Source organism: Agrobacterium sp. LAD9 (assembly GCF_003031125.1).
Classification (GTDB): domain Bacteria; phylum Pseudomonadota; class Alphaproteobacteria; order Rhizobiales; family Rhizobiaceae; genus Agrobacterium; species Agrobacterium radiobacter.
In genome coordinates, this window is sequence record NZ_PHGS01000006.1 from 18,265 (window position 1) to 44,283 (window position 26,019).

At 60.0% G+C, this 26,019-nt stretch carries 26 protein-coding genes; 11 read left to right on the forward strand and 15 right to left on the reverse strand.

Annotation, left to right across the window (positions count from 1 at the left end):
* Positions 1–326: 326 nt before the first annotated feature.
* On the forward strand, positions 327–1,262 hold the full coding sequence (locus DA915_RS05000) for a DMT family transporter (protein WP_107675304.1): 936 nt from the start codon (positions 327–329) through the stop codon (positions 1,260–1,262).
* Positions 1,263–1,526: 264 nt separating this feature from the next.
* Here the strand turns inward: DA915_RS05000 and DA915_RS05005 are convergent, their stop codons facing one another.
* The 3 genes from DA915_RS05005 to DA915_RS05020 form a co-directional block, all read right to left on the reverse strand.
* The gene (locus DA915_RS05005) at positions 1,527–1,718 is read right to left on the reverse strand and encodes a hypothetical protein (RefSeq protein WP_107675305.1); all 192 of its coding nucleotides are present in this window, start codon (positions 1,716–1,718) and stop codon (positions 1,527–1,529) included.
* Between the two features lie 152 nt (positions 1,719–1,870).
* Complete coding sequence (locus DA915_RS05015; protein WP_107675306.1) at positions 1,871–2,770, reverse strand: uracil-DNA glycosylase family protein; 900 nt, start codon at positions 2,768–2,770, stop codon at positions 1,871–1,873.
* Between the two features lie 43 nt (positions 2,771–2,813).
* Positions 2,814–4,112 carry an Hsp70 family protein gene (locus DA915_RS05020; RefSeq protein ID WP_031233668.1) on the reverse strand — a complete coding sequence of 433 codons (1,299 nt, stop codon included), beginning with the start codon at positions 4,110–4,112 and terminating at the stop codon, positions 2,814–2,816.
* A 303-nt stretch (positions 4,113–4,415) separates the two neighbouring features.
* Between DA915_RS05020 and DA915_RS05025 the strand changes: the two genes are divergently transcribed.
* Complete coding sequence (locus DA915_RS05025; protein ID WP_192886411.1) at positions 4,416–5,393, forward strand: diguanylate cyclase; 978 nt, start codon at positions 4,416–4,418, stop codon at positions 5,391–5,393.
* Between the two features lie 21 nt (positions 5,394–5,414).
* On the opposite strand, the gene DA915_RS05030 is transcribed toward DA915_RS05025, so the two are convergent.
* On the reverse strand, positions 5,415–6,203 hold the full coding sequence (locus tag DA915_RS05030) for an SDR family oxidoreductase (protein ID WP_107675307.1): 789 nt from the start codon (positions 6,201–6,203) through the stop codon (positions 5,415–5,417).
* A gap of 182 nt (positions 6,204–6,385) precedes the next feature.
* Between DA915_RS05030 and DA915_RS05035 the strand changes: the two genes are divergently transcribed.
* Entirely contained in the window at positions 6,386–7,306 is a 921-nt protein-coding gene (locus DA915_RS05035) for a cation diffusion facilitator family transporter (protein WP_080866555.1), read from the forward strand.
* A 124-nt stretch (positions 7,307–7,430) separates the two neighbouring features.
* Here the strand turns inward: DA915_RS05035 and DA915_RS05040 are convergent, their stop codons facing one another.
* Positions 7,431–8,030, reverse strand: coding sequence for a hypothetical protein (locus DA915_RS05040; RefSeq protein ID WP_107675308.1), 600 nt, complete (start codon positions 8,028–8,030; stop codon positions 7,431–7,433).
* Between the two features lie 573 nt (positions 8,031–8,603).
* Between DA915_RS05040 and DA915_RS05045 the strand changes: the two genes are divergently transcribed.
* Together DA915_RS05045 and DA915_RS05050 are read left to right on the forward strand one after the other, a co-directional pair.
* Positions 8,604–10,268, forward strand: a complete 1,665-nt coding sequence (locus DA915_RS05045) for an electron transfer flavoprotein-ubiquinone oxidoreductase (RefSeq protein ID WP_107675309.1) — start codon at positions 8,604–8,606, stop codon at positions 10,266–10,268.
* 357 nt (positions 10,269–10,625) lie between these two features.
* Positions 10,626–11,366 carry a pentapeptide repeat-containing protein gene (locus DA915_RS05050; protein WP_020809597.1) on the forward strand — a complete coding sequence of 247 codons (741 nt, stop codon included), beginning with the start codon at positions 10,626–10,628 and terminating at the stop codon, positions 11,364–11,366.
* A gap of 86 nt (positions 11,367–11,452) precedes the next feature.
* Here DA915_RS05050 and DA915_RS05055 read toward each other — a convergent pair whose 3' ends face one another.
* The gene (locus tag DA915_RS05055) at positions 11,453–12,469 is read right to left on the reverse strand and encodes a zinc-binding alcohol dehydrogenase family protein (protein WP_003510000.1); all 1,017 of its coding nucleotides are present in this window, start codon (positions 12,467–12,469) and stop codon (positions 11,453–11,455) included.
* Positions 12,470–12,572: 103 nt separating this feature from the next.
* On the opposite strand from DA915_RS05055, the gene DA915_RS05060 reads away from it, so the two are divergent.
* Both DA915_RS05060 and DA915_RS05065 read left to right on the forward strand, forming a co-directional pair.
* On the forward strand, positions 12,573–12,962 hold the full coding sequence (locus tag DA915_RS05060) for a helix-turn-helix domain-containing protein (RefSeq protein WP_099085529.1): 390 nt from the start codon (positions 12,573–12,575) through the stop codon (positions 12,960–12,962).
* 122 nt (positions 12,963–13,084) lie between these two features.
* On the forward strand, positions 13,085–13,921 hold the full coding sequence (locus DA915_RS05065; RefSeq protein ID WP_003509996.1) for an undecaprenyl-diphosphate phosphatase: 837 nt from the start codon (positions 13,085–13,087) through the stop codon (positions 13,919–13,921).
* Positions 13,922–13,988: 67 nt separating this feature from the next.
* On the opposite strand, the gene mgtE is transcribed toward DA915_RS05065, so the two are convergent.
* Entirely contained in the window at positions 13,989–15,362 is a 1,374-nt protein-coding gene (gene mgtE, locus DA915_RS05070) for a magnesium transporter (RefSeq protein WP_020809600.1), read from the reverse strand.
* Between the two features lie 286 nt (positions 15,363–15,648).
* A complete protein-coding gene (locus DA915_RS05075) occupies positions 15,649–16,893 on the reverse strand; it encodes an MFS transporter (RefSeq protein WP_080866556.1) in 1,245 nt (414 codons plus the stop codon).
* Positions 16,894–17,128: 235 nt separating this feature from the next.
* On the opposite strand from DA915_RS05075, the gene DA915_RS05080 reads away from it, so the two are divergent.
* The 3 genes from DA915_RS05080 (at position 17,129) to DA915_RS05090 (ending at position 20,030) form a co-directional block, all read left to right on the forward strand.
* Positions 17,129–18,037, forward strand: coding sequence for a diacylglycerol kinase family protein (locus tag DA915_RS05080; RefSeq protein WP_003509989.1), 909 nt, complete (start codon positions 17,129–17,131; stop codon positions 18,035–18,037).
* 144 nt (positions 18,038–18,181) lie between these two features.
* Positions 18,182–19,555: an aspartate aminotransferase family protein gene (locus DA915_RS05085; protein WP_162692512.1), complete on the forward strand. Its 1,374-nt coding sequence runs from the start codon at positions 18,182–18,184 to the stop codon at positions 19,553–19,555.
* Between the two features lie 4 nt (positions 19,556–19,559).
* Complete coding sequence (locus DA915_RS05090) at positions 19,560–20,030, forward strand: OsmC family protein (protein WP_107675311.1); 471 nt, start codon at positions 19,560–19,562, stop codon at positions 20,028–20,030.
* A gap of 171 nt (positions 20,031–20,201) precedes the next feature.
* On the opposite strand, the gene DA915_RS05095 is transcribed toward DA915_RS05090, so the two are convergent.
* The 6 genes from DA915_RS05095 to DA915_RS05115 all read right to left on the reverse strand — a co-directional run bounded on the left by DA915_RS05095 (position 20,202) and on the right by DA915_RS05115 (position 23,702).
* Positions 20,202–20,411, reverse strand: coding sequence for a type II toxin-antitoxin system VapB family antitoxin (locus tag DA915_RS05095; protein WP_003509983.1), 210 nt, complete (start codon positions 20,409–20,411; stop codon positions 20,202–20,204).
* A 59-nt stretch (positions 20,412–20,470) separates the two neighbouring features.
* Positions 20,471–21,976: an AMP nucleosidase gene (amn, locus tag DA915_RS05100; protein WP_107675312.1), complete on the reverse strand. Its 1,506-nt coding sequence runs from the start codon at positions 21,974–21,976 to the stop codon at positions 20,471–20,473.
* A gap of 103 nt (positions 21,977–22,079) precedes the next feature.
* Positions 22,080–22,253: a hypothetical protein gene (locus DA915_RS28805; RefSeq protein WP_003509979.1), complete on the reverse strand. Its 174-nt coding sequence runs from the start codon at positions 22,251–22,253 to the stop codon at positions 22,080–22,082.
* Positions 22,254–22,263: 10 nt separating this feature from the next.
* Positions 22,264–22,446: a hypothetical protein gene (locus DA915_RS28810; RefSeq protein ID WP_020809511.1), complete on the reverse strand. Its 183-nt coding sequence runs from the start codon at positions 22,444–22,446 to the stop codon at positions 22,264–22,266.
* Between the two features lie 157 nt (positions 22,447–22,603).
* The gene (locus DA915_RS05110; protein WP_107675313.1) at positions 22,604–23,200 is read right to left on the reverse strand and encodes an AAA family ATPase; all 597 of its coding nucleotides are present in this window, start codon (positions 23,198–23,200) and stop codon (positions 22,604–22,606) included.
* Between the two features lie 163 nt (positions 23,201–23,363).
* On the reverse strand, positions 23,364–23,702 hold the full coding sequence (locus DA915_RS05115; RefSeq protein ID WP_003509976.1) for a DUF2147 domain-containing protein: 339 nt from the start codon (positions 23,700–23,702) through the stop codon (positions 23,364–23,366).
* A gap of 603 nt (positions 23,703–24,305) precedes the next feature.
* Here DA915_RS05115 and DA915_RS05120 point away from each other — a divergent pair.
* Positions 24,306–24,569: a sel1 repeat family protein gene (locus DA915_RS05120; protein WP_003509974.1), complete on the forward strand. Its 264-nt coding sequence runs from the start codon at positions 24,306–24,308 to the stop codon at positions 24,567–24,569.
* A gap of 306 nt (positions 24,570–24,875) precedes the next feature.
* On the opposite strand, the gene DA915_RS05125 is transcribed toward DA915_RS05120, so the two are convergent.
* Positions 24,876–25,988 (reverse strand): pyridoxal phosphate-dependent aminotransferase, encoded by a 1,113-nt coding sequence (locus DA915_RS05125; protein WP_060723988.1) that lies wholly within the window; start codon positions 25,986–25,988, stop codon positions 24,876–24,878.
* Between the last annotated feature and the right edge of the window lie 31 nt (positions 25,989–26,019).

Genomic DNA, 26,019 nt, shown 5'->3' on the forward strand with positions numbered 1-26,019 from the left:
CCCGCCATGGAAAGCTTTGCCGGCCATGCAGACAATCCTCCCGCCGCCGGACCCGTGGACCATGGCAGCAAATGTTGAACGATTGCTGAAATTATATTTTATTTTCTTCAAATTTTAGCGCGCGTCGCTTTTCGTCTGCGATCGTTCCCGCAGGTGTGCGAACGAACCCTCGCCAGATCAACGGAATTCATGAGTGAATAACATTTTTTGTTGTAAAGCCCCGGAAGAATGCTCTAGCCTTGGTACATCCACTTCCCCTGCGTCGTCCTCTCCCGCATGAAAATCTCCCGATGGCGTGTTTGCGCAGCCGATATGAGTAACTGCCAATGAACGCCGAACCGATGAATCCCTTTCGCGGGATTAGCATGAAGCTGATTTCGGTCGGCTTTTTTCTTGTCATGCAGACCTGTATCAAGGCCGCAGGTGACGTGCCGGCCGGCCAGATCACCTTCTTCCGTTCCGCCTTCGCCATCATCCCGATCGTCGTTTATCTCGCCTGGCTGCATGCGCTGGCGAGCGCGCTGCACACCAACAATCTCCTCGGCCATTTCAAGCGCGGTTTTCTGGGCATCCTCTCGATGGCCTGCGGTTTTTATGGGCTGACCATGCTGCCGCTGCCGGAATTCATCGCCATCGGTTATGCCTCGCCGCTTCTCGCCGTCGTTTTCGCCGCCTTCGTCCTGCATGAAAAGGTGCGCATCTATCGCTGGAGTGCGGTGTTTGTCGGCATGATGGGCGTGCTGGTGATTCTGTGGCCGAAGATGACGCTTCTGAGTGAGGGCGGCTTTGCCGCGGGTGAGGGGCTGGGGGCCATTGCCGTGCTATGCGGCGCGGCGCTGGGCGGTCTGGCCATGATCCAGGTGCGGCAATTGGTGGAAACGGAAAAGACGCCGACCATCGTGCTCTATTTTTCGCTCACCGCCACTTTGTTATCGCTCATCAGCGTGCCCTTCGGCTGGAATTCGCTGAGCGTGACGCAGGCGATGCTCTTGATCACCAGCGGCATCTGCGGCGGCGTCGCGCAAATCTTCCTGACGGAGAGTTACCGCCATGCGGAAGTCTCCGTTATTGCCCCCTTCGAATACAGCTCCATCGTCTTCGGCATCGCGGTGTCCTACATTCTGTTCGGTGATATTCCGACGGTGACGATGCTGATCGGTACGGCGATCGTCATCCTCGCCGGTATCTTCATCATTTTCCGCGAACATCAGCTGGGATTGGCGAGACGGGCGGCGCGCAAGGCTTCGACGCCGCAGGGGTGAGGGATGTTTCCTCGGCCGCTATACACTGGCCGTTTTGTGTGTCCGTCATTCCGGCCATGAGCCGGAATCCAGTCGACACGCGTCTGCGTGTTGGAAAGACTCCTTTCAGCCCAAGGACTTGGGCTGGCTGGATGCCGGATCAGGTCCGGCATGACGGAGGTCTATAATCGTGAAAACACGCAAAAGCAAAAGGCGCCTTCCCGAAGAAAGACGCCAGCGCGCAATCATATCTATGAGCCAGTGCTAGACTGGCCTGAGTGCTTCTCAGCGCTCGCGGAAATCCGCGAAGACTGCCGAGGGACGCGTCACGCGGATCTGCTGCATGGCAGCGCGTGCGGTCATCTGTTCGTTTGCGGCTGCACCGAAACGATGGTAGCCCTGACTGGAGCGAGGGCCGAGGCCCGCCAGACGGAGCGTTTCAAAGCCGGAATGTACCGGACGGAAGCGAGTGGTCATTGCCTTGGTTCCTTAAACCGAATTCCTCCCAAGACATGATCGCTATATCGCAGCGCAGCATGGATTCGGCAAGCCGGCCAAATGCGCCGCTGTTATGCGTAATGCGCATGGCTTTTTTCATAATTCATTTACATTGAGTAGGAATGAGGCAGTCAGCCTTGGGCGATCTTTGCCTGAAAAGCCAATAAATCCTGCCATGCCAATGACTTACTCGCTGGCGCGTTCAACAGTTCCTGTGGGTGCAGGCTTGCGAGAGCCGGCAAAACCAGGTGTCCGGCTGCGACATCACGCCACTGTCCGCGCAGCGTATGGATGGTGCCGGTGCCGCCAAAGAAGAAACGTGCGGTAAAGTTGCCAAGAAGCAACAGGTGTTTCGGCTCGGCAAGCGCGATCTGTCGCTCGATGAAGGGGCGGCAGATATCCATCTCGGCCTGCGTCGGCGGGCGGTTGCCCGGCGGCCGCCAGGGCACGACATTGCCGAGCATGATGGTGCTGCGCTCAAGCCCGATGGCCGCCAGCATGCGGTCGAGCAAAAGCCCCGTTTTGCCGGCGAAGGGAAGGCCCTCGCGGTCGTCATCCGCGTCAGGCATCGGGCCGATGACCATGATGGCGGAGGCGGCATCACCTGCGGTGAAAATCGTATTGCGCGCGCTGTTCTTGAGGTTGCAGCCGCTGAAACCCTCAAGCGCGGTTTTCAGCTCGGCAAGCGATCTCGCGCTTTCCGCCGCAAAACGCGCCGCCGCCACGGCCTGCTCGTCGGGCATGGCGACATTCTGCTGAAGAGCGGGCGCGGCTGGCGCGCCACGCGCCGGGGCGCTGCGCGTTGCCGCCTGCCGCTGAGGCGCGTCGGCACGGCGATCCGCTGGCCTTTCCATCTGGTGTGAAGCCGCGGTGGTCTCCTGTGCCGGCGCGGATCGGGCAGGGCGGGCGGCGGCGAATTCAGCGAAACGGTCGACCGGGGTCTCTTCCAGCATCCAGTCCACGCCCGCATCCGCATGGAAATGCAGGAGGGCGGCGAGTTCGGCCGGGGAGAGGTCGTGAGCGGCGATCATGGGCGGAAATTACCCCATGTTCCCCGCCCGGGGAACCCGTAAATCACGCTGTCCAGCGCTGAATGTCGCCGCTTTCGCCGATCATGGCGAGACCATGGGCAATCGAGAGCAGCTCGCCGCCGCTTTCGATGCGGTCGGCGTCGAAACGGCGGGTGAAAAGCTCGCGCACCGCCGGCACGAAGGAGGTGCCGCCGGTCAGGAACACCTTGTCGATCGCCTCGGGCGCAACCTTCGTCTTTTCCAGAACCTCGTCGAGCGCTTCTTCTATCTTGGCGAGGTCGTCAGCGATCCAGTTGTTGAAATCGCTGCGCTTCACCATCTTGCGGCCGGCCTTGCCGAGCGGTGAGAAGTTGAACTCCGCTTCTTCCGCAGAAGACAGCGCCATCTTGGTGGCGGAAATCGCCTGATAGAGCGGGTAGCCCTCGTCGTGGTCGACCAGATCGATGAAGAGTTCGAGTTTTTCTGGCTCCAGCGCCGAGCGCACCAGCGATTTCAGCGCGGTGAATTCCTTCGAGGTCTTGAAGATCGACAGCTGGTTCCAGCGGCCGAAATTCACGTAATAACCCGAGGGCACGTCCAGCACCTTGTCGAAGCTTTTGAACTTGCTGCCCTTGCCGATCTCGGGCGAGACCAGATTGTCGATCATGCGGAAATCGAAATGGTCGCCCGCAACACCGACGCCGGAATGGCCGATGGGGGTGGCGGAAAGCTTGCCGGCATGGGTCTCGAAACGGATCAGCGAATAGTCCGTGGTGCCGCCGCCGAAATCCGCCACCAGCACATTGGCGTCCTTCTTCAGGCTCTGGGCGAAATAATAGGCGGCCGCCACCGGCTCGTAGACATAGTGGATATCAGGGAAGCCTGCCCGGGTGAGCGCCTCGTTGTAACGGGCAAGCGCCAGCGTCTCATCCGGATTGCTGCCGGCGAAACGCACCGGCCGGCCGGCGATGACGGTGGAAACGTCACCTGGCCATTCCTCGCCGGCATAGGTCCTCAGCTTGCGCAGGAACACGTCCATCAGGTCCTCGAAGCTCTGGCGCTTGGCGAAGATCAGCGTGCCCTGAAACAGCGGCGAGGCCGCAAATGTCTTGATCGACTGCAGGAAACGGCAGTCGCCGGCATTGTCGATGAATTGGCGGATGGCGGCATGGCCCGCTTCCACATGCAGGGCGGCCGCACCAAGGCCGGCATCCTTCATGAAGGAGAGCGCGGTGCGCATGCTGTCATCCGTGCCTGCGCTGCTGGTGAAGCGCATGGAACGGCTTTCGCCGCCGCCGTCGGAAAGAGCCATGACCGTGTTGGTCGTGCCGAAATCGAGGCCGAGAGCCCGCTTTTGCGTCATCGCCATATCCTTGTCGCCGATAGAAAAACCCGCCCGGCCTGAAAGGCGGCCCAGCGCGAAAATAAGGGATGCCTTTGGCACCCCGATGTCAGAGGAGGGCGGTTGATTGCACAGGGCCGACGGAATGGCAAGCACCTGCACCCGGGTTTATTGTGAAATTTGCATGAAGTAATCGCCATGGGTGGAAGGCCGCCCTGCCGCCCGCATTAAATATTTTTTCGCATAAAGCGAGTATAAGGCTGAACTATAGCGTTAAAGAGCAGATTTATTTTTGTATTTGTTGTGTTTGCAGACGGAGCCCCGATGTCCCGAAAGCCGGCCCGTTCCACCCTCGAAGACGTGTCGCCGGCGCGAAACGCCCGCGTTCGCGGCGATGCGGACAGCTTCAACCGCCATCTCATGGACCTGATGGAGGCGTCTCAGCAGGGTTATGCGCTTTTCGACGGCGGCGATGAACTGCGTTTCGCCAACACGGCATTCCGCACGGCGCTTGGCCTCGGTCCGGACGAGTTTCCGACATGGGTTGAGCTCATGCGCAGCGGTTACCGCAACTCCGCCGGCACGGCCATCGAGACCTCCGATTTCGAGCTGTGGCTGCGCTCCGCGAGAACGAGGCGCGGCAAGCTGCCGTTCCGCACCATCGAGACCGGCCTCAATGACGGGCGCTGGATGCTCACGACCGAGACGACGCTGCCGGGTGGCTGGATGTTGTGCGTCGTCACCGATATTTCCGAGCTCGGCGTTGAACTGCGCGATCTTCGCCAGGAGCGGGACAGGGCGTTGAAATCCGCCCTGAGCGACGAGCTGACCGGTCTCGGCAACCGCCGCTACGTCATGGATATTCTCAATCACCGGCTTGGCCCCAACAAGGCCGAGGCGCTCGCCGTCATCATCATCGATATAGACCACTTCAAGTCGGTGAACGACCGCTTTGGCCATGTCTGCGGCGATCTGGTTCTGAAAGACTTCGCCGCCCGGCTTTCCTCTGCGGTCGCCCGCGACGATCTCGTCGGGCGGATCGGCGGCGAGGAGTTCCTGTTGATGCTCGGCGGTTCACGCGTTTTGAGCGCGGAGGCAGTCATGCAGGGGGTGCTGTCATCACTGGCGCAGGCGTCACCGCTCGCAGACATGCCCGGTTTCCGATATAGCTGCTCGGCGGGCATTGCCTTTGCAAATCCGGGCGAGAGCGCGAGCGATGTCCTGCGCCGTGCCGACACCGCCCTCTACGAGGCCAAGAATACCGGCCGGAACCGCTACGTGATTTACGGAGCGGCCTCCTGACGGATTCGTATCTATTCGGCCTTAGTTCGACTTCGCCGCGCCGCCATCCACTCTCAGCATCGTGCCGGTGATGTAGCTTGCCGGAACCGAGCAGAGGAAAGCGCCGGCGGCGGCGAATTCCTCCACCGTGCCGAGGCGGCCGGCCGGGATGCTCTTGACGGAGGCCTCGCGGATTTCCTCGACGCTCTTGCCGAGACGCTTGGCGTTGGCGCCATCAAGCTCATCGATGCGGTCGGTATGGATACGGCCGGGCAGGAGCAGGTTGGAGGTGATGCCGAAGGAGGCTACTTCGGAGGACAGCGTCTTGCTCCAGCCGACCAGCGCGCCGCGCAGCGTGTTGGAAAGCGCAAGATTGGCGATCGGCTCAAACACGCCTGACGAGGCGACGGTGAGGATGCGGCCGAAACCCTGCTCCTTCATGTCAGGCAGAAGCGCATTGGTGAGCGTGATGACGCGCAGCACCATGGACTGGAAGAAGGTATCGAGCTTTTCGACCGTCATCTCCTGCGCAAGGCCCGGGGTCGGACCGCCGGTATTGTTGACGAGAATATCGATGCCGCCGAGCTTGTCCTTGACCGCCTGAACCATGGCGACGACGAAATTGTCATCGGCAAGATCGCCCCAGACCCAGTCGGCCTTGCCCTTGCCGAGCGCATTGATCGCCTTGCAGTTTGCCTCCAGCTTATCGCCGCTTCTGCCGACGAGAAGGACATGCGCGCCTTCTTTCGCCAGCGCCGTCGCAAGGCCCAGCCCAAGGCCGCGAGAGGAGGCGAGAACGAGGGCGCGTTTGCCGGAAATGCCGAAATCCATGGGTTTTATCCTGTCTTGTGAGTGCGCTATGTGCTGTTTATAGAGCATTTCCAGGAAAAGTGGACCCCGGTTTTCCGTCCGGAAATGCGATAAAACAAAGAGTTAGAGCGTTTTCGCGATTCGAAGAATGGCGAAAACCCTCTATGAAGGTGGCGCCCGGTTTTGAAGGAAAAATACACGTCATGACAGAACAATCCCTGCTGAAATTCTCCATTGCCGTCACGGTTCTCCTGGCGCTCTTCGGTATCGGCGCGGGCCTGTTCTCCGGCTCCTTCGCGGTGGTTTTCGATGGTGTCTATGCGCTGACCGACGCTTTCATGACGGTGCTGGCGCTGCTGGTCGCGCGGCTGATCGCCGCCTCCGCAGCGCCAAGGCCGGGCGGCCGACTGGTGGAGCGTTTCACCATGGGTTTCTGGCACCTGGAGCCGATGGTGCTCGGCCTCAACGGCACGCTGTTGATGGGCGCTGCGATCTATGCGCTCATCAATGCCATCGACAGCCTGATGGATGGCGGCAGGTCGATCGAGTTCGACTACGCGATCATCGTCACCTTCCTCAGCTTTGCCGTCTCGCTCGCCATGGCGTGGTTCGTCAAAAGGCAGAACCGCCGGCTGAAATCCGCCTTCGTGGCGCTGGATGCCAAAAGCTGGTTGATGAGCGCGCTTTTGAGCATCGCGCTCTTTATCGCCTTCGCCGTGGGTTACGGGCTGACGGGAACGTCGCAGGCATGGCTTTCGCCCTATATCGACCCGGCCGTGCTGGCGCTGGTCTGCCTCGTCATCATCCCCATGCCGCTCGGCAATGTGAAGCAGGCGCTGGCCGACATCCTTCTGGTGACCCCGCTGGAATTCAAGCAGCATGTGGACAGGGTGGCGGCCGAGACGGTGGAAAAATTCGGCTTCGCTTCGCACTATTCCTATGTCGCCCGCGTCGGCCGCGGCCGTCAGATCGAACTCTTCTTCATCGTGCCGAAGAACTGGCCGGCCCGGCGTCTGGAGGAATGGGATGCGATCCGCGACGAGATCGGCGATGCGCTGGGCGGCGAGGGCAGTGACCGCTGGCTGACGATCGTGTTCACGACGGATGAGGAATGGGCGGTTTGATTGGGGTGTGGAGAGATTTGAACTGAGTCTGTTTTTGGAAAGAACGACTTATCCTGCGTCCATCACGCGAATTTGCCACTCGTTCATTAAATCCGCATTGTCGCGGTTTGCTCAGAAGCAAAGATTAAGCGTCGTTCTTGGCGTGTCGGGCGGCGACCCAGGAAAGATTGGGAATATCGCCTCCACCAGTCTTCACGACCTCCGTTCCGTGGAACATAATCCCGTATCCATGCTCGTCTTCCCAGGTGCAGGCAAATTCTACTCCGAAATAGGGAAGCTGGCCCCTGACATCATGAATAACTATATAGAGGAGGCGGATTAGCGGGCGTATCGTTGGCTCGTCCCACAGTTCAGGAAGTACCTGCTTGCCCATCACCTGGCTCTCAATGCGCCGCAGGGTAGGCAGATCGGCAAGAATGGTCTTAATGATCGTGCGCTCAACCTCTTCGTCATTCGCAATCAGCCAGCGTGCTGTTTCAAGCATAATGGTGTTGGGCGAATCACCTGAGCCGTCGTCATTCTCCAGCGCAACGGGCACTTCCCCTGGTTCAGCGAAATCAGGATAACCTCGGCGCGGATGGGGTAGAGCTACAAGTGAATGCCAGAGCGTCGAGGTTAGCGGCATTGGTAGCGCGGTCTGCCAGTATCCGTCTCCTCCGTAGAGGGCGGGCAGCCCCTCAACTTCAAACACTGTCTTGCCGGGCGCTATCTTATCCAGAAGCATATTTCACCTCTTGCCAGTAGGACGCGGTTTCGAGACGGAAGAATTTGCCGTCCGAGTGAGGTATATAACGAGCAGTGCGGTTTATGCGCAACTCACAATAGCACGAAGCAATAAATCCAGTGGATGATGTGCATATCTTTGCGAAGATATCCGCGACCCTAGCGTGGGCTCCGCCGGGGCACGATGCTCTCATGAGTGGCCCTGTTGGCCCGAAATAGAAGCTCAGACTGATATTTTGAAAGCGCTCAGTACCGGACTTTTCGCTGCTTAATTCTGATCGGGAACGTCCTCTAAATGCCATAACCCTTGACGCTCTCCCTTTCCGGTCATAATCTGTATCTTACGTGAACGTAAAAGTAATAATTCAATCATCAGGTTGTCTGACAATTGACTGGCGTGCGACATGTTTTGCCGCTATAGAAGCTCGACAAAGGCGTCCTGCTTTGCGAAGACAGACGCTGGTAAATGTGGTGTCGCGGATGGCTTTTTGTCCGGCGCAGGCGATGCGCCGACGATGCCGGTAAGCGGATATATAACAACAGCCGGATGGGACCGGCGATCTGAGAGGACGAGATGACGCAAGCGATGGAACTGCCCGAACGCGAAGCGATGGAATTCGACGTTGTGATCGTTGGCGCGGGTCCCGCGGGTCTTGCCGCCGCGATCCGCCTGAAGCAGGTGGAGCCCGAGCTCTCGGTCGTCGTTCTGGAAAAAGGCGCGGAAGTCGGTGCGCACATCCTCTCGGGCGCGGTGGTCGATCCCATCGGCATCGACCGTCTTCTGCCCGGCTGGCGCGAAGAGGAGGGGCATCCCTTCAAGACCGAGGTCAAGGACGACCAGTTCATGTTCTTAGGCCCGGCCGGCTCCATCCGCCTGCCGAATTTCATGATGCCGCCCTTGATGAACAATCATGGCAACTACATCGTCTCGCTCGGGCTGGTCTGTCGATGGCTGGCGGAAAAGGCGGAAGGGCTCGGCGTCGAGATCTATCCGGGCTTTGCCGCCACGGAAGTGCTCTATAATGACGAAGGCGCCGTCATCGGCGTCGCCACCGGCGATATGGGCATCGAGAAGAATGGCGAGCCTGGTCCCGCCTTCACCCGCGGTATGGAGCTGCACGGCAAATATGTGCTTGTTGGAGAGGGCGTGCGTGGATCGCTCGCCAAGGAGCTGATTTCCAAATTCGACCTCTCGAAAGATCGCGAGCCACAGAAATTCGGCATCGGCATCAAGGAACTCTGGCAGGTCAAGCCGGAACACCACAAACAGGGCCTCGTGCAGCATTCCTTCGGCTGGCCGCTCGGTTTCAAGACCGGTGGCGGCTCGTTCCTGTATCATCTGGAGGACAATCTCGTTGCCGTCGGCTTCGTGGTGCACCTCAATTACAAGAACCCCTATCTTTATCCTTTCGAGGAATTCCAGCGTTTCAAGACACATCCGGCCATCCGCGACACCTTCGAGGGCGGCAAGCGCATTTCCTATGGTGCGCGCGCAATTACCGAAGGTGGCTACCAGTCGGTGCCGAAGCTCACCTTCCCGGGCGGCGCGCTGATCGGCTGTTCCGCCGGTTTCGTCAACGTGCCGCGCATCAAGGGCAGCCACAATGCGGTGCTGTCGGGCATGCTGGCGGCGGAAAAGATCGCCGTGGCGATTGCCGCCGGCCGCGCCCATGACGAGGTGGCCGAGATCGAGGCCGAATGGCGCGAAGGCGATATCGGCAAGGACCTGAAGCGGGTCCGCAACGTCAAGCCGCTGTGGTCGAAATTCGGCACGCTCGTCGGTGTCGGCCTTGGCGGCCTCGACATGTGGACGAACCAGCTGTTCGGCTTCTCCTTCTTCGGCACGCTGAGGCACGGCAAGACGGATGCGCAGAGCCTCGAGCCTGCTTCCAAGCACAAGCCGATCGCCTATCCGAAACCGGATGGCGTCCTGACCTTCGACCGCCTGTCCTCAGTGTTCCTGTCCTCCACCAACCATGAGGAAGACCAGCCGGTCCACCTTCAGGTGAAGGACATGGAGCTGCAGAAGCGCTCCGAACACGACGTCTTTGCCGGCCCGTCCACGCGTTATTGTCCGGCCGGTGTTTATGAGTGGGTGGAGAAGGACGGCCAGGAGGTCTACGTCATCAACGCGCAGAACTGCGTGCACTGCAAGACCTGCGATATCAAGGACCCCAACCAGAACATCAACTGGGTGCCGCCGCAGGGTGGCGAAGGGCCGGTTTACGCCAATATGTGATGGTGGGTCCGAACCGTCTGGATCGTTGACGTCGTTTAGCGACGCCGTGGCGTTTGAACGCCGTCACCCCGGATTTGATTCGGGGGCCGGCGCGATCAAGTCTTTGATCGCAAAAGACTCTCCTCACGGCGCAGACGCGCCGTGACTGGATGCCGAATCTAGTCCGGCATGACGAAAGAGCAGCGTTGATGGCCCGTCCCCCGTCAGTATTTGTGGATTGCTCTTCGATTTCTTACATATAGGATGTTGGGGTGTTGCATGGTCGCGTGGCCCGTGGATTGTGGTTCAGCGATGCGGTAACGCCTTGAACGTGCATATGGTCCTAGGTGCCGTCGCAAGACGACAGGGAGTGAAAGAATGTCCGGCTTTCAAAGGCTGAATATCGTGCGGAAGACAGGGTGCGTTGCCGGTGTGGCGGCGCTTGCGATGATTGCCGTTTCTTTCAGCGGCGGCCCGCTGGTGGCCGCAAGCTGCCGTACCGATGCCATGGCCGGCATCGACTGGCGCGAATGCAACAAGCGTCTGCTGATGCTGGGCGGCAGCAATCTCGATTCGGCGATGCTCTACGGCACGGATTTCACCTATACGGATCTGCGCGGTTCTTCGCTAAAGGGCGCCAATCTCGAAAAGGCCAAGCTCATCCGTACGGCCCTTGGCGAGGCGAACCTTCAGGGCGCCAATCTGACCAAGGTGGAAGCTTATCGCAGCGATTTTTCCGCCGCCGACGCCACCAATGCCAAATTCGTCAATGCCGAAATGCAGCGGACCAAATTCGAAAACACCAAGCTGGACGGCACGGATTTCACCAAGGCTGAACTCGGCCGTGCTGACTTTGAGGGGGCGACGCTGAACGGCTCGAAATTCTCGCTCACCAACCTGTCACGCGCCCGTTTCGGCGGCGCGAAGCTTGGCGGCCCGGTGGATTTCACCAGCGCCTTCCTGCTCCTGACCCGGATTGAAGGGGTCGATCTTTCCACGGCCACCGGCCTCGACCAGAAACAGATCGATATTGCCTGCGGTGACGCCAAGACCAAATTACCGAACGGCCTCACCGCGCCGGCCTCCTGGCCGTGCCCGGAAGACCCGGACGACGACTGACAGGAATGGCCGCGCGGTTTTGCGCACGGCCCAAACACCTCCGTAAGCGGAGAGAAGCGCCCGCGATGCGGACGCCTCGTTGATGATCAGAAGCCCGAAAGCACGATCTTGCCCTTGGCCTTGTTGCTTTCGATCAGCGCGTGCGCCTTGATGAGATTTGCGGCATTGATGGTGCCGAAAACCTCTGTCAGCGTCGTCTTGATCTTGCCGGCATCGACAAGCTCGGCCACGTGGTTGAGCAGCCGGTGCTGCTCGATCATGTCAGGCGTCTGGAAGACGGCGCGGGCGAACATCATTTCCCAATGGATCGATACGCATTTGCGCTTGAAGGCCATGACGTCGAAACCGCCGGCCGGATCGTCGATCAGCGCGAAACGGCCCTGCGGCGCGATGGTCGCCACACTGTCGGCGGCATGAATGTCGCTATGGGTGGTGGAGAAGACGAAGCCCGGCGCACCGAGCCCGAGCGCCTCCACCTGCGGCGCGATCGGCTTGCTGTGATCGATGACGTGATGTGCGCCGAGTTCCTTCACCCAGGCAATCGTCTCCGGCCGCGAAGCGGTGGCGATGACGGTGAGGTCGGTTAGCGCCCGCAGAAGCTGGACGGCGATGGAGCCGACGCCACCAGCGCCGCCGATGACCAGAACGGCATTGGCCGCGCCCGGAACGGGCTCCTTCACCCGCAGCCGGTCGAACAGCGTCTCATAAGCGGTGATTGCGGTCAGCGGCAGGGCGGCCGCTTCCTCGAAATTCAGTGATTTGGGCTTTGTGCCGACAATGCGCTCATCGACGAGATGGAATTCGCTGTTGGAGCCGGGGCGGTTGATGACACCGGCGTAGAATACCTCGTCGCCGGGCTTGAACAGCGAGACCTTGTCGCCGACGGCCTTCACCACGCCGGCAGCATCGAAGCCGAGCACGCGTGGTTCGCCGTTTTCCGGCGTCTGGTTGCGGCGCACCTTGGTGTCGACGGGGTTTACCGAAACGGCCTTCACTTCCACCAGAATGTCGTGCCCTTTCGCTTCAGGCTGGGGCAGGTCGATATCGACGAGGGCGTCTTTCGCCGTGATGGGCTGGCTGGTCCTGTAACCGATGGCGCGCATGAACAGTCTCCTTTGCTTGTTTGCGTGCCTCTTACTTGATACATATGAACATCGATCGCAAGAATGCACATTTTGTGATGATACATACAAAAAGGATACTGTGATGTCGCGACCGCGCGCCAAGCTTACCGGCAACTTTCCCGGCTGCCCGGTGGAATCGGCCTTGAGTTTTCTCGACGGCAAATGGAAGGGCGTGATCCTTTATCATCTCATCAATGAGGGTACGCTGCGTTTCAACGAGCTGCGCCGCCATATTCCCAGCGTCACCCAGCGCATGCTGACCAAGCAGCTGCGGGAACTGGAGGAAGCGGGCCTGGTTTCGCGCACCGTCTTCCCGGTGGTGCCGCCGCGGGTGGACTATGCGCTGACACCGCTCGGCGAGACGATGCGACCGGTCATTTCGGCGCTGAAAAGCTGGGGGGATGCCCATGTCGTCTGCAAGAACGGCGCGAAATACACCCAGCTTCCGCAGGCTGCGGAGAAGGCGGCCTGAGAGAAATCACAGGTAAAAGCACGTCCCGTGCAGGCCATTTTTCATGGTGCGATGCAACACGGATTTGCCCCGATTGATGCATAATGCTGCAAACTCGATTCGCAGCAGGGACATCAAAGCACATGAGTATGGGTTGGATGGAGGCCGGATTTCTCGGCCTTTTGCAAGGACTTACGGAGTTTCTTCCGATTTCTTCAAGCGCGCATCTGAGGATTGCCGGGGAGTTCCTGCCCTCCGGCGCGGATCCCGGGGCCGCCTTCACCGCAATTACCCAGATCGGCACGGAAATGGCGGTGCTGGTCTATTTCTGGTCCGATATTATGCGGATTGCAGCTGCCTGGCTGCGGCAGAACCTGCGCCTTGGCGAATATAACAAGGCTGATGCCCGGCTGGGCTGGCTGATCATCGTCGGTTCGGTGCCGATCGTGTTTCTGGGCCTGTTCTTCAAGGATGCCATCGAACATTCGCTGCGCAACCTCTATATCACCGCTGTGATGTTGATCGTCTTTGGCATCGTTCTCGGTCTTGCCGACAGGATCGGGGAGAAGCGTTACAAGCTCAACCAGCTGATCTGGCGCGACGGCATCCTGTTCGGTTTCGCGCAGGCCATGGCGCTCATCCCCGGTGTTTCGCGTTCGGGCGGCACCATCAGCGCCGGCCTGCTTCTGGGCTACACCCGCGAGGCGGCGGCGCGTTATTCCTTCCTGCTCGCCGTTCCCGCCGTCTTCGGCTCCGGCTTCTACCAGCTCTTCAAGAGCATCGGTGAGGACAATCCAGTCGGCTGGGGGCAGACCGGGCTTGCGACCCTCATCGCCTTCGTGGTCGGTTACGCCGTGATCGTGGTTTTCCTCAAGCTGGTCTCGACCAAGAGCTACATGCCCTTTGTCTGGTACCGCGTGGTCATCGGTTTCATTCTGCTCGCCCTACTGGGAACGGGCGTCATCAATGCCGGCGGCTGAGGGCAGGGCTTCTCGCTTTTCCCATCGCAAATGAAAAGGCCCGCTCTTTCGAGCGGGCCTTTTGTCTTTAGAGCAATGTGCCGCTGAGGATCGCCAGCGCCACCGAGAAGTAGATGATAAGGCCGGTGACATCCACCAGCGTGGCAACGAAGGGGGCAGAGGCGCTGGCGGGGTCGAGCCGCAGGCGCTGCAGGATGAAGGGCAGCATGGAACCGGCCAGCGAACCGAAGGTGACGATGCCGACAAGCGCCGCGAAAACGGTTGCACCGACCAGCAGCCAGTGTTCGCCGTAATCGTAGAAACCTGCCTGCTGCCAGACCGTCAGACGCAGGAAGCCGATGGCGCCCAGAATGCAGCCGAGGGTCAGGCCCGTCGGGATTTCGCGCAGCAGCACGCGCCACCAGTCCGAAAGCTTCAGTTCGCCGAGCGCCAGCGCCCGGATGATGAGCGAGGTGGCCTGCGAACCGGAGTTGCCGCCTGACGACATGATGAGCGGAATGAACAGCGTCAGCACCACGGCCTTTTCCAGTTCGCCCTCGAAATGCTGCATGGCGCTGGCCGTCAGCATTTCACCGAGGAACAGGGCTGCGAGCCAGCCGGCGCGCTTGCGGATCATGTCCGGAAAACCGATCGTCATATAGGGCTTGCCGAGCGCCTCCATACCACCGAATTTGTGGGCGTCTTCCGTGGTGTCGGCGATCATGGTGTCGATCACGTCGTCAACGGTGACGATGCCGAGGATATGCGAATGGTCATCGACAACGGGAAGGGCCAGAAGGTCGTGCTTGCGGATCAGCCGGGCGACATCCTCCTGCGACATCAGGGGGCTCGCATAGGCAATGCCCTCCTTCGAAGCGACGGAGAGGATGGAAGCGCCCGGTTCGCCGGTCAGCAGGCGACGCAGCGTCACGACCGTGGAGAGTGTCCCGTCCTGCGCCAGCACATAGATGGCATAGACCGTTTCACGCGACCGCTCGACGACGCGGATGTGCGAAAGGGTCTGTTCCACCGTCCAGCTGTCGGGCACGCTGACGAATTCCGTGGTCATGATGGAGCCGGCGGTGCGCGGCGGATAGCCCATCAGATGCTGGATGGAGAGCGCCGTGGTGCGGTCCAGCCGGGCAAACAGCTTGGCGCGGGGCTCTTCTTCCATTTCCGCCATGACGTCGGCCACGCGGTCGTCGGACATGAGATTGACGAAACGGGCGGCCTGTTCGAGCGGAATGCCGGCAATGATGGCGGCTGCGTCATGCAGTTCCGGCCGGTCGAGAATGGCAACGGCCTTTGCCTGCGGCATGGCAAGCAGGGCAGCTACGGCTGCGTCGGTATCAAGCGTGTTGAGGTGCTCGACACGTTCTGCGATGGTGGTGGAACCGGCATTTCCGCTGCGGAGAAGACGTGCGGCCTTGCTGGCTCTCTGGGAGAGAGTGTGGAAGTTCATGATTGCTCACCTTTCCGTCGATTCGCCGATTACGGCGAACGCGGTGGTGAGCCGACAGAGGTCGGATCAGTTCCCGTTCGCCGCTTTCGGCAAAGGCAATCGACTACTACTGTCGCTAGACATCTAATGATGCTCCGTTGAAATCCGCACAGTTCCGGGTCACGGCCCGTGCGTAACGCCGTGTTGCGCCTGAAACGAAAAAGAGTCAAGCGGGCCTATTGTGAAATTTCCGTAAGGTTCCGGGCGGGTCCCGGAAAGGGCATTCAAGCGGTTAAAAAACCGGCATTCAGCCGGCTTTTGCGCGCCGCTCGACGGTGACGGAAACGAGGAAAACGCCAAGCCCGAGAAGGGAAAGAACCGCACCGACATAACCCGTCGAGGCGTAACCGAAACCCATGGCGATGACGAGGCCGCCAAGCCAGGCGCCAAGCGCGTTGGCGATGTTGAAGGCGGAATGGTTGGAGGCGGCAGCCAGCGTCTGCGCATCCTGCGCCACATCCATCAGCCGGGTCTGCACGGCCGGGCAGGCTGCAAAACCACAGCCGATCAGGAAGACGCAGAGGCAGAGCATGAATGGATTGTCCGCCGTCATGCCGAACACGGTCATGACAAGCACGTTGAAGGCCAGCATGCCGCCAATCGTGCCGTTGAGCGAGATATCCGCCAGCCGCGAGCCGACGACATTGCCGACATTCATGCCGATGCCGAACAGCGCCAGCACCATGGAAACGGTGGAAACCGGCATCATCGCCACATCGGTGGTGGTCTTGGCGATATAGCTGAACACAGAGAACATGCCGCCGAAACCGACGGCGGCGATGGCAAGCGTCAGCCACACCTGCACGCGCCGGAAAGCGCCAAGTTCGCGCCACACGCTGGCACCTTCCTCCACCCTGTCACGCGGCTGGAACAGCCAGAGCAGGGCGACCGTCAACAGCCCGATGCCGCCGACCAGCATGAAGGCTGCGCGCCAGGAGAGAAGCTGGCCGAAGAAGGTGGCAAGCGGGGTGCCGAGCAGGGTGGCGATGGTGAGGCCGAGCATGACGCGGCCAACGGCGCGGGCGCGCTTGTGGATGGGCGCCATGGAGGCCGCCACCAGCGCCGCAACGCCGAAATAAGCGCCATGCGGCAGGCCGGTGATGAAGCGCAGGACGGTGAAGCTCAGGAAATCAGGTGCAAGGGCGCTCAGGATATTGCCGACCGCAAAAAGCCCCATCAGGCCGAGAAGCAGGGTACGACGCGTTATGCGCGCGGCAAGCACCGCAATGATCGGCGCGCCGATGACGACGCCGAGCGCATAGGCGGTGATGACGTAACCCGCCTGCGGGACGGTGACGCCATAGGTGGTGGCAACGTCAGGCAAAAGGCCCATGATGGCGAATTCACCGGTGCCTATGCCGAAGCCGCCGGCGGCAAGCGCCAGTTCGATAAGTGCGATGGCAAGCGGGGAGAGGGCCACGGCTGGCGCTGCCGTGTAAACGGTTTCATTCTCCGCGCCAGGGCGGGCTTCGGAAATATTCGACTGGCTCATCGTGACCTGAAAAACGGGAAGGGCCCACAGAAAAAAGGGCAAGACCGTATGGGAGCGGTCTGCCCTGACTGGAGATGCGCGGTCATGAAAATGACCTTAAGTGATCCCTAACATGAAATGATGCGTTGCGGTAGAGCGATTCTCGGCAAAAGAGCATCTTCACGCGATGGTGTTCGGAACTCTATATGACGACAGGCATTTACGCGCGGCTGCGTTACTGGATCGGGTTGGAAACATGAAGCTCATTGCAATTTTCAATCGCGACGGCGGCACTTTTCGTACCACTGACATGGAAGCCTATTGCGAACACGCCCGCGACGTTTTCACCCGTGCCGGCCACACGATCGATTGCCGTCTGGTCTCCGGAAAAGATATCGTCGAGGAAATGGAACGCGCCGCCGATGAACCGGGCATTGAAGCCATCATTGCCGGCGGCGGCGACGGCACGATTTCCGCAGCAGCGGCCATCGCCTGGAAGCACGGCATCGCGCTCGGCATCGTTCCGGCCGGCACCATGAACCTCTTCGCCCGCTCGCTGAAGCTGCCGCTCGATATTCGCCAGGCGCTGGAAACGCTGGCGAGTGGCGAGATTGCCAGTGTCGACATCGCCAGCGCCAATGGCCGCCTCTTCGTCCACCAGTTTTCCGCAGGTCTGCATTCGCGCATGGTGCGCTACCGCAACAATCTCGCTTTCGCCTCCCGTCTTGGCAAGATCAAGGCGAGCATCCGCGCCGCCATCAACGTCATCCTCAATCCGCCGGTGTTCGAGGTGCAATATACTGTCAATGGCAGGACGCAGCATCGCAAGGTCTCGGCCATTTCCGTCTCCAACAACGAGTTCGGCCAGAGCTCGCTGATGGTGGCGGATAATGTCTCCGGCGGCCATCTCGGCTTTTATCTTGCCGACCCGCTGCGTCCCTCCGGCGTTGCGAAACTCGCTTTCGACATTCTGCGCGGCAGGCTGAAGGAAAACGCCGCCGTCACCGCCATGACCGTGACGGATGTGGAACTGCATTTCCCCAAGAAGCGCCATGACCTGCGATGCGTCATCGACGGCGAGTTGCTGCCGATGGAGCGGGATGTGGCGCTGAAAGTTCATGCGGGTGAATTGAAGGTTTTGGTGGGGCGGGCGTTTTTCGCATGACGCTTGGCTGAAGAGCGCGAGGCAACCGCTCGTTCCATGCGCTCCCCCTAAAAAACGCCAGCCTTGCCAAATCGAAGCCGCCCGGCCATGTTCGGCGGGCGCGGTGGCGTGAGCGCCGTTGCCTTTATGGGAGTGCGATCTGTCATGAATGAAATCTCCAAGCCGCTGTCCAACCTCGCCGCCATCGATGCCGCCCATCACCTTCATCCCTTTTCCGATATGGGCAAGCTGAATGCCGCCGGCACTCGCATCATCGAGCGCGCGGAAGGGGTTTTCATCTATGACAGCACCGGCAAGAAATATCTCGACGCCTTTGCCGGCCTCTGGTGCGTGAATATCGGATATGGCCGCCGCGAGATCGCCGATGTCGTGCAGCGCCAGATGAACGAGCTGCCCTATTACAACGCGTTTTTCGGCACCACCACGCCGCCGGCGACACTTCTGGCGCAGAAAATCGCCTCCCGCGCCGGGCCTGACATGAACCATGTGTTCTTCACCAATTCCGGATCGGAAGCGACCGATACCTGGTTCCGCATGGCGCGGGTCTACTGGAAGGCGCTCGGCCATCCGACGAAGACGAAGGTGATTGCGAGGCGCAATGGCTATCACGGCTCGACGGTGGCCGGAGCCTCGCTCGGCGGCATGAAATGGATGCACGAGCAGGGTAACCTGCCGATCGAGGGTATCGCCCATATCGGCCAGCCCTATTGGTACGCCGAGGGTGGCGATCTTTCACCTGCCGAATTCGGCCTGAAGGTCGCCCGGGAACTCGAAGCGAAGATCGACGAGCTCGGTGAGGAAAACGTTGCCGCTTTTGTGGCCGAACCCATTCAGGGTGCAGGTGGAGTGATTGTGCCGCCGGAGACCTATTGGCCGGAAATCGCACGCATCTGCAAGGCGCGCAACATTCTCCTCGTCTCCGATGAGGTGATCTGTGGTTTCGGCCGTCTCGGCTCCTGGTTCGGCTATCAGCATTTTGGCGTGGAGCCGGATTTCGCGCCCGTCGCCAAGGGCCTGTCATCAGGTTATCTGCCGATAGGCGGCGTCATCGTCTCGGATCGGGTGGCGGCAGTGATGTTGTCTGAGGTCGGTGACTTCAATCATGGTTTCACCTATTCCGGCCACCCCGTCTGCGCCGCCGCAGCGCTTGAAAATCTCCGCATCATCGAGACCGAAGGGCTGGTGGAGCGGGTGCGCGACGATATCGGCCCGTATTTTTCGCAAGGCTGGAAAAGCCTTGAGGACCACGAACTGGTGGGCGAGGCTGTCAATGTCGGCCTGATGGGCGGCCTGCAGATAACGGCCGACAAGGCGACACGCAAACGTTTTGCGAAGCCCGACGATATCGGAACCGCGGTGCGCAACCATTGCCTGGCAAACGGCCTCGTCATGCGCGCCACGGGAGACCGCATGCTGGCCTCGCCGGCGCTGACAATCAGCCGTTCGGAAGTGGATGAGATCATCGAGACGCTGCGCAAGGGGCTCGACCACCTGCGTGATACGATAAGGGAGGAGTAATTACATGGCAGGACAGGAACATCATTACGCCGTTCAGGTGAAATGGACGGGCAATCGCGGCAAGGGGACGTCCGGCTACCGCGACTATGAACGCGACTATACGATTTCCACCTCGGGAAAAGCCGATATCGCCGGCTCCTCCGACCCCGCCTTCCGTGGCGATGCCTCCCGCTGGAACCCGGAAGACCTGCTGGTCGCCTCACTCTCGGCCTGCCACAAGCTCTGGTATCTGCATTTCTGCTCCGTCAACGGCATCATCGTCGAAGACTATGTCGACAATGCCGAAGGCACGCTGTTGATGGAAAAGGACGGCGCCGGACAATTCAACGAGGTGGTGCTGAAGCCGGTGATCACCATTTCGAAGGGGGATGCCACGAGAGCCGACGAATTGCACCATGACGCGCATGAGAAATGTTTTATCGCCAGATCGGTGAATTTCCCCGTGCGTGTGGAGGGGACGGTGAAGGTGGTTTAAAGGCACACGTCGCCTTCATTCAGTCTGTGTGGGCAGACTGTTAAAGCATCCCTCACACTCGACGTCATCCTCGGGCTTGACCCGAGGATCCATTGCCGCGTGTGATGGTGGATCCTCGGGTCAAGCCCGAGGATGACGACGGAGAGGTTTCCAGGCTTTCGTCACTGCCCGCTAGACGTCGTCCTTGCCCGAGCCATCTCGGATTTCATCAAGATTGCCTTCCCAGCCAATCCCCCGCAGTTCCTCAAGCGCACGTCTCTGCCAGTGTACCCGGACGAATTCTCTCAGAGCCCGTCCAACCGTCGCCTCGACGGTGGACAATCCGGTGATTTCCATGGCCTCGGCCATCAAGTCGTCATCAAGGTCGATAGTCACACGCATCGCACGGCCTCAAGGTGTATGAACAGACATCACCACCTTGAGGGCGAAGATGTGCGATCTTACTGAAACGCCGTCTCGTAAAAGCTTCGAAGCTTGCGCGAATGCAGCGTTTCCGTCGGCATCGCCGCAAGCATCTGCACAGCGCGAATGCCGATCTGCAGATGCTGGGCGACCTGTGTGCGGTAAAACTCCGTCGCCATGCCCGGTAGTTTCAATTCCCCATGCAGCGGCTTGTCGGAGACGCAGAGCAGGGTGCCGTAGGGCACGCGGAAGCGGAAGCCGTTGGCCGCGATGGTGGCGGATTCCATGTCGAGCGCGATGGCACGCGATTGCGACAGGCGCTTGACCGGGCCGGCCTGATCGCGAAGCTCCCAGTTGCGGTTATCGATCGTGGCGACGGTGCCGGTGCGCATGATGCGTTTCAGCTCGAAGCCCTCGTAACCGGTGACTTCGGCGACCGCACCTTCCAGTGCCAATTGGACCTCGGCCAGAGCCGGGATCGGCACCCAGACCGGCAGGTCGTCGTCAAGCACATGGTCCTCACGCACATAGGCATGGGCAAGAACATAATCGCCCAGCCGCTGGCTGTTGCGCAGACCGGCGCAATGGCCGACCATCAGCCAGGCATGCGGGCGCAGCACGGCGATATGGTCAGTGATCGTCTTGGCATTGGAGGGACCGACGCCGATATTGACGAGCGTGATGCCGGCATGGCCCTTCTTCTTCAGGTGATAGGCAGGCATCTGCGGCAGGCGGCCGAGAACGGCGTCCGTTTCCGGCTTGTCGGAGCCGGCAGGGGTGATGATGTTGCCCGGCTCCACGAAGGCCGTGTAGCCTTCGCCGCCATTCTTCATCATCTGCCGCGCCCATGCGGCGAATTCATCAATATAGAACTGGTAGTTGGTGAACAGCACGAAGTTCTGGAAATGGCTGGCGCTGGTTGCCGTATAATGGCTGAGGCGGGCCAGCGAATAATCGATGCGCTGTGCGGTAAAGGGTGCGAGCGGCGCGGGTTCGCCGGGCACCTGATCATATTCGCCATTGGCGATGAGATCGTCGGTATTGTTGAGATCGGGCGTATCGAAAAGATCGCGCAACGGCACGTCGGAGAGCGAGGATGCCGCCGCCGCTTCGACATAAGCGCCTTCGCCGAAGGCGAAATGCAGCGGAATGGGCGTGGCCGATTCAGCAACCGTCACCGGAACGCCGTGGTTCTTCATCAGAAGCCCCAGCTGCTCTTTCAGGTAATGGCGGAAAAGCTCCGGCCGGGTGATCGTCGTCGTATAGACGCCGGGGGCGGTGACATGGCCGTAGGAGAGACGCGAATCGACATGGCCGAAGGTGGCGGTCTCCAGGCTGACCTGCGGATAGCAGGCGCGGTAACGGCCGGTGATCGGCGCGCCCTTGGCAAGGTCGGTGAAGGAGTTGATGAGGAACGCCGTATTGCGTTCGTAAAGCGCGGTCAAAGCCGCCACAGCTTCTTTCGGGTCCGTGAATGTCTGCGGCGCGAAAGGCTCGGGGCTGATGAAGGTGAAGGGCGGAATCGTTCGTTTTGCTATTGTCATGGCCCATTATAAGAGGCCAAATTCGACAGGCAAGCGACAGAAATACGAAGAAACTGAAAAGAAACGGAAAAAGCGGCTGGAGCAATATTGGGGCGGCGGAAACTCAGCCGAGCGCGCCGCGCTGAAGGCTCATCAGGAGCACGAAACCGGCGCCCTTGGAGGCGGGGCGGGGATCGGCCTTGTAAACCGCAAGTCCGGCCACCGGACCAAGAAAGATCGAGGCCATCAGCACCAGTCTCAGTGCGGAAAACAGGCCGTTGGAAAAACTAGTCGTCATCGGCCGGTCCTCAAAGTACGACGGGGCAATTGGCGGCGGGCGAGGGGCTGTGCTGGCAGGCAATTGCCGCACCGGCATTCACACGCTGGAAACTGCGGTTCGGATTAACGACGAGCGAGGCGAAGGACATGGCGAAGATCGCCATGAGAAACGCGAAGATTGCCAGTCGGCTGATCAGCTTTGCCATGTCCATTCCCCTTTATTGGAGTTGATGGACAGAGTTTTGCCACACTCGGACTGAACGGACCCTGAGACCCCGGTTCATATGCTGTTCAGGGATGTTAACGGGTGGTGACATGGTGGATTGGCGTCGCAATGGCGCTGGGCATCTCGCACCACCCGCTTTTCGATCAGGACAGAGGGGCCTCCGCGCGTGCCGCAAGATCGGTCAGCAGGGTCTCGAATGCCTGAGGCTGGGTCACATCGACAACCGGCAAGTGGTGTTCCTGCGCGGATGCCAGCATGTCGGTGTTTTCCCGCAACGAACGCTCGATGAAAGCGTCCATGATCCGCCGCCTGTCGGCCGTTGCGTCTTCATATTGCGCGTGAGAGCGCATTCTATCGAGAAGAAAATCATTGTCGGCATGGAGAAAGACACCGGCGACCGTGCTGCCGAGCAGGGGCGATATCAATTCCGGCCGCAGGGCCGCGCCCTCGAAGATTGCGGGAGCGCCGGTGCCCGACCTGCTGTCGATCATCACGCGGATCAATGGCCAGATATTCTGATGATGTATCTTCAGAAACCAGTGGATCGTTTCCGCCGAGAGCTGTGAGTAATATTCCTCCACCGGAGCCGGAATGCCCGGCCATGGCCTTCCCGGATGGCGGGCGAGACTGTCGGTCGATATTGCCTCGCAACGCAGTCTTTCGCTCAGCAGGCCGGCAAGGGTGCTTTTGCCGACATGGGAGGTGCCCGCGATCAGGATTGTCGAAAAGGTGGGGCGCATGCGTTGCTCTCGTTGGGGTTGGGCGCAACGATACATCGAGGGATATATGGCTTCCATGCGGCGTCTGTCCGCAATTTCGGGCGCGATCCTTGGGCAGCGCACCGCACCGTCAGGCGCGGGACCGCAGGCGGGAGGACAGAAAGCCCACCCGCCGCCTTGTCGATTACAACCGTGTCCAGGTCTGTGATTTGCACAGAACCTTCAGCACGCAGCCCTTCATGCTCAGCGAGTTGCCGGAAACGGTGCCGGAGCCGCTATAGGTCTTGTCATTGGCGGGATCGGTGATTTCGCCGGAATAGCTGTTTCCCTTGCCGGCAAGCTTGCCTATCTGTTTTCCGGCGTGTTTGCCGGTCTTCAGCGTTACGCAGAAGGCGCCGCCGCAGGGGCCGATCACGGCGGTTTCGCCGCTGGCCGTCTTCCAATTGCCTTCGATCGCCTCGCCGGCAAAGGCAAGGTTGCCGCTCAGCATGAGGGCGGCGGCAATCGTCATCATACGCTTCATGAAATTCCTCCCGAAATTCGCGCAGGCTTTCCTGGCCCGGACAGGCCCGAAGAGGCGATGCGCAGATCAAACCCATTTGGCATGCGAATGCGCCATTTCTGGCCCAAAGCCGCCCTGCGGCGCAACGATTGCTCCTCACACCGCAATATCCTTTGCCCGTTTCATCCTCATGACGGGCAGGGCGGATAGTATTTGACGTTCACGTAAAAGGAAACAGAAATTTGTGGCCGCGGCGCGGCATTTGCAGCAGCGGGAGGAGCGAAAAAGGGAGAATTCGAAAACCGCTGTTTTGATCGTGGTGAAGGAAGGGTTTAAATCCATTTCTAAAGTTTTCGTAAAATTCGCCGCAAAGTCCTTAATTTCCGCGGCTCGTGATATTTAACAAAAACCCAATTTTACCAATCGTTTGCAGTTTGTTTGCGGCCCATTAATCATGCCTTTTAAGCGACCGTTGAAAGCCCCGTGGCATAGTGAACTCATCAAAAGCGCAGGGAAAACCTGCCGGACGAAAGGACAAAAAAGCCGCAAAAGACGGCGGGTCCGGACGGTAGCCTCGACAAGAAGGCGAATGATGAAACAGGTAGAAAGACAGGGATTAAAACAATGGCACGCTTTGACATCAGCGATATCGAAATGGCTGCCGGTGGCGAAACCCGCGCCGACACTCTTTGCAATCTCGGCCTGGTCTATGCGACCGGCCGGGGCTGCAAGGTGGACCTGATCGCAGCGCATAAATGGCTCAACATCGCCGCGATCCGCGGATCGGAAAGAGCCGCTTCGCTCCGCGCTGATCTCGCCCGCAACATGACGAAATCGGAACTCGCCGAAGCACTGCGCGCCGCCCGCGACTGGATGACGATGCACTGATTGACCCAAGCCATTATTGAGATTTCCGGTCCGGTTCCCTCCAGTCCCGACGACCGGTCAAAACGAAAGTAAACCCGAAGGGGAACGCGGCGAGGGCTTTGAAAAAGGGCTTTTGCGCTGACACATCAAACCGCGACCGGCAGGAACAAGGCCGGCGCGGTTTTCTTATGTCTGGTGAGCTCTCGTTGCCAGAAAATGATTCCTGGGCAGGGGTTTGCGGGAGGATGTTGAATCGATGCGCGCATTGTGCGGACTTTCCAACCCTCATTCCTGTGACGAGCACAGGAATGAGGGTGGGTTGGGAACTTACCCGATCGCCTTGAGAACCTTCGGCAGCGCCTGTTCGAAAAGATCAAGCTTGTCATCCGGCCCCACGCTCACGCGGATGCAGCGGTTGAGCGGCGCAACACCCGGCATGCGGATGAACACACCATGCTCCATCAACCCATCGACGATGGCGCGGGCGTAAGCACCGTCGCGGTGGCAATCGATGGTGACGAAATTGGTGGCGGAGGGGAGCGGTGAAAGGCCGTTCTCGCGGGCGATTACCGAAATCCGCTCGCGGGCTGCGGAGATTTTGCCAACGACTTCATGCAGATAGGCCTGGTCCTTCAGCGCCGCCAAGGCGCCGGCGACCGAAATGCGCGCCATGCCGAAATGGTTGCGGATCTTGTCGAAGGCTTCGACGTTGCCGAGCGTGCCGATGGCGTAACCCACGCGCGCGCCGGCGAGTCCATAGGCTTTCGAGAAGGTGCGCATGCGCAGGATGTTCGGCTGGCCGATCAGCGCATCGATGGCCGGAACGGCGCTCGCGGGCGCGGTCTCGCAATAGGCTTCGTCCAGAATGAGCAGGCAGGTTTCCGGCAATGCGCGGGCAAAGGCAACCACCTCGCTCGCTTCCCACCAGCTTCCCATCGGATTATCAGGGTTGGCGAAATAGACCAGCGGCGCATTTTCCCTGTTAACGAGGTCGAGAAGACCGTCGAGGTCTTCGTGATCGTCGACATAGGGCGTGGTGACGAGTCTCCCGCCAAAACCATTTACATGGTAATTGAAAGTGGGATAGCCGCCAAACGAGGTGACGACGGGCGTGCCCGGCTCGACGATCAGCCTGGCGATCTCGCCCAGCAAGCCATCAACCCCGCTGCCGATGGCAATATTGCCGCGTGCAACGCCGTGGTGAATGGCAAGCGCTTCCTTCAACTCGAAATTTTCCGGATCGCTATACATCCAGGTTTCCGCTGCCGCATCGCGCATGGCCAGCAGCACGGAAGGGGCGGGGCCGAAGCCGCTTTCGTTTGCGCCGATTCGCGCCTCCACCTTCAAACCGCGGTTCCGCTCGATGGCCTCGGGGCCGACGAAGGGAACGGTGGAGGGAAGCGAGACGGCAAGTGGTGTAAGGCGTGAAAAAGCGGACATTGGCTGAAAGTTCCGGTACCTGTGTTTAAAA

What these genes read in the sequence shown, in the direction of transcription:
- DA915_RS28805 (WP_003509979.1), bottom strand. Translation starts at nt 22,253, where the DNA reads ATGACGACTAGTTTTTCCAACGGCCTGTTTTCCGCACTGAGACTGGTG.
- DA915_RS05075 (WP_080866556.1), bottom strand. Translation starts at nt 16,893, where the DNA reads ATGAGCCAGTCGAATATTTCCGAAGCCCGCCCTGGCGCGGAGAATGAA.
- DA915_RS05005 (WP_107675305.1), bottom strand. Translation starts at nt 1,718, where the DNA reads ATGACCACTCGCTTCCGTCCGGTACATTCCGGCTTTGAAACGCTCCGT.
- DA915_RS05030 (WP_107675307.1), bottom strand. Translation starts at nt 6,203, where the DNA reads ATGGATTTCGGCATTTCCGGCAAACGCGCCCTCGTTCTCGCCTCCTCT.
- DA915_RS05065 (WP_003509996.1), top strand. Translation starts at nt 13,085, where the DNA reads ATGAGTATGGGTTGGATGGAGGCCGGATTTCTCGGCCTTTTGCAAGGA.
- DA915_RS05055 (WP_003510000.1), bottom strand. Translation starts at nt 12,469, where the DNA reads ATGCGCGCCATCGGTTACAGGACCAGCCAGCCCATCACGGCGAAAGAC.
- DA915_RS05040 (WP_107675308.1), bottom strand. Translation starts at nt 8,030, where the DNA reads ATGCTTCTGGATAAGATAGCGCCCGGCAAGACAGTGTTTGAAGTTGAG.
- DA915_RS05115 (WP_003509976.1), bottom strand. Translation starts at nt 23,702, where the DNA reads ATGAAGCGTATGATGACGATTGCCGCCGCCCTCATGCTGAGCGGCAAC.
- mgtE (WP_020809600.1), bottom strand. Translation starts at nt 15,362, where the DNA reads ATGAACTTCCACACTCTCTCCCAGAGAGCCAGCAAGGCCGCACGTCTT.
- DA915_RS05000 (WP_107675304.1), top strand. Translation starts at nt 327, where the DNA reads ATGAACGCCGAACCGATGAATCCCTTTCGCGGGATTAGCATGAAGCTG.
- DA915_RS05080 (WP_003509989.1), top strand. Translation starts at nt 17,129, where the DNA reads ATGAAGCTCATTGCAATTTTCAATCGCGACGGCGGCACTTTTCGTACC.
- DA915_RS05095 (WP_003509983.1), bottom strand. Translation starts at nt 20,411, where the DNA reads ATGCGTGTGACTATCGACCTTGATGACGACTTGATGGCCGAGGCCATG.
- DA915_RS05050 (WP_020809597.1), top strand. Translation starts at nt 10,626, where the DNA reads ATGTCCGGCTTTCAAAGGCTGAATATCGTGCGGAAGACAGGGTGCGTT.
- amn (WP_107675312.1), bottom strand. Translation starts at nt 21,976, where the DNA reads ATGACAATAGCAAAACGAACGATTCCGCCCTTCACCTTCATCAGCCCC.
- DA915_RS05020 (WP_031233668.1), bottom strand. Translation starts at nt 4,112, where the DNA reads ATGACGCAAAAGCGGGCTCTCGGCCTCGATTTCGGCACGACCAACACG.
- DA915_RS05060 (WP_099085529.1), top strand. Translation starts at nt 12,573, where the DNA reads ATGTCGCGACCGCGCGCCAAGCTTACCGGCAACTTTCCCGGCTGCCCG.
- DA915_RS05110 (WP_107675313.1), bottom strand. Translation starts at nt 23,200, where the DNA reads ATGCGCCCCACCTTTTCGACAATCCTGATCGCGGGCACCTCCCATGTC.
- DA915_RS28810 (WP_020809511.1), bottom strand. Translation starts at nt 22,446, where the DNA reads ATGGACATGGCAAAGCTGATCAGCCGACTGGCAATCTTCGCGTTTCTC.
- DA915_RS05085 (WP_162692512.1), top strand. Translation starts at nt 18,182, where the DNA reads ATGAATGAAATCTCCAAGCCGCTGTCCAACCTCGCCGCCATCGATGCC.
- DA915_RS05045 (WP_107675309.1), top strand. Translation starts at nt 8,604, where the DNA reads ATGACGCAAGCGATGGAACTGCCCGAACGCGAAGCGATGGAATTCGAC.
- DA915_RS05125 (WP_060723988.1), bottom strand. Translation starts at nt 25,988, where the DNA reads ATGTCCGCTTTTTCACGCCTTACACCACTTGCCGTCTCGCTTCCCTCC.
- DA915_RS05025 (WP_192886411.1), top strand. Translation starts at nt 4,416, where the DNA reads ATGTCCCGAAAGCCGGCCCGTTCCACCCTCGAAGACGTGTCGCCGGCG.
- DA915_RS05015 (WP_107675306.1), bottom strand. Translation starts at nt 2,770, where the DNA reads ATGATCGCCGCTCACGACCTCTCCCCGGCCGAACTCGCCGCCCTCCTG.
- DA915_RS05120 (WP_003509974.1), top strand. Translation starts at nt 24,306, where the DNA reads ATGGCACGCTTTGACATCAGCGATATCGAAATGGCTGCCGGTGGCGAA.
- DA915_RS05090 (WP_107675311.1), top strand. Translation starts at nt 19,560, where the DNA reads ATGGCAGGACAGGAACATCATTACGCCGTTCAGGTGAAATGGACGGGC.
- DA915_RS05035 (WP_080866555.1), top strand. Translation starts at nt 6,386, where the DNA reads ATGACAGAACAATCCCTGCTGAAATTCTCCATTGCCGTCACGGTTCTC.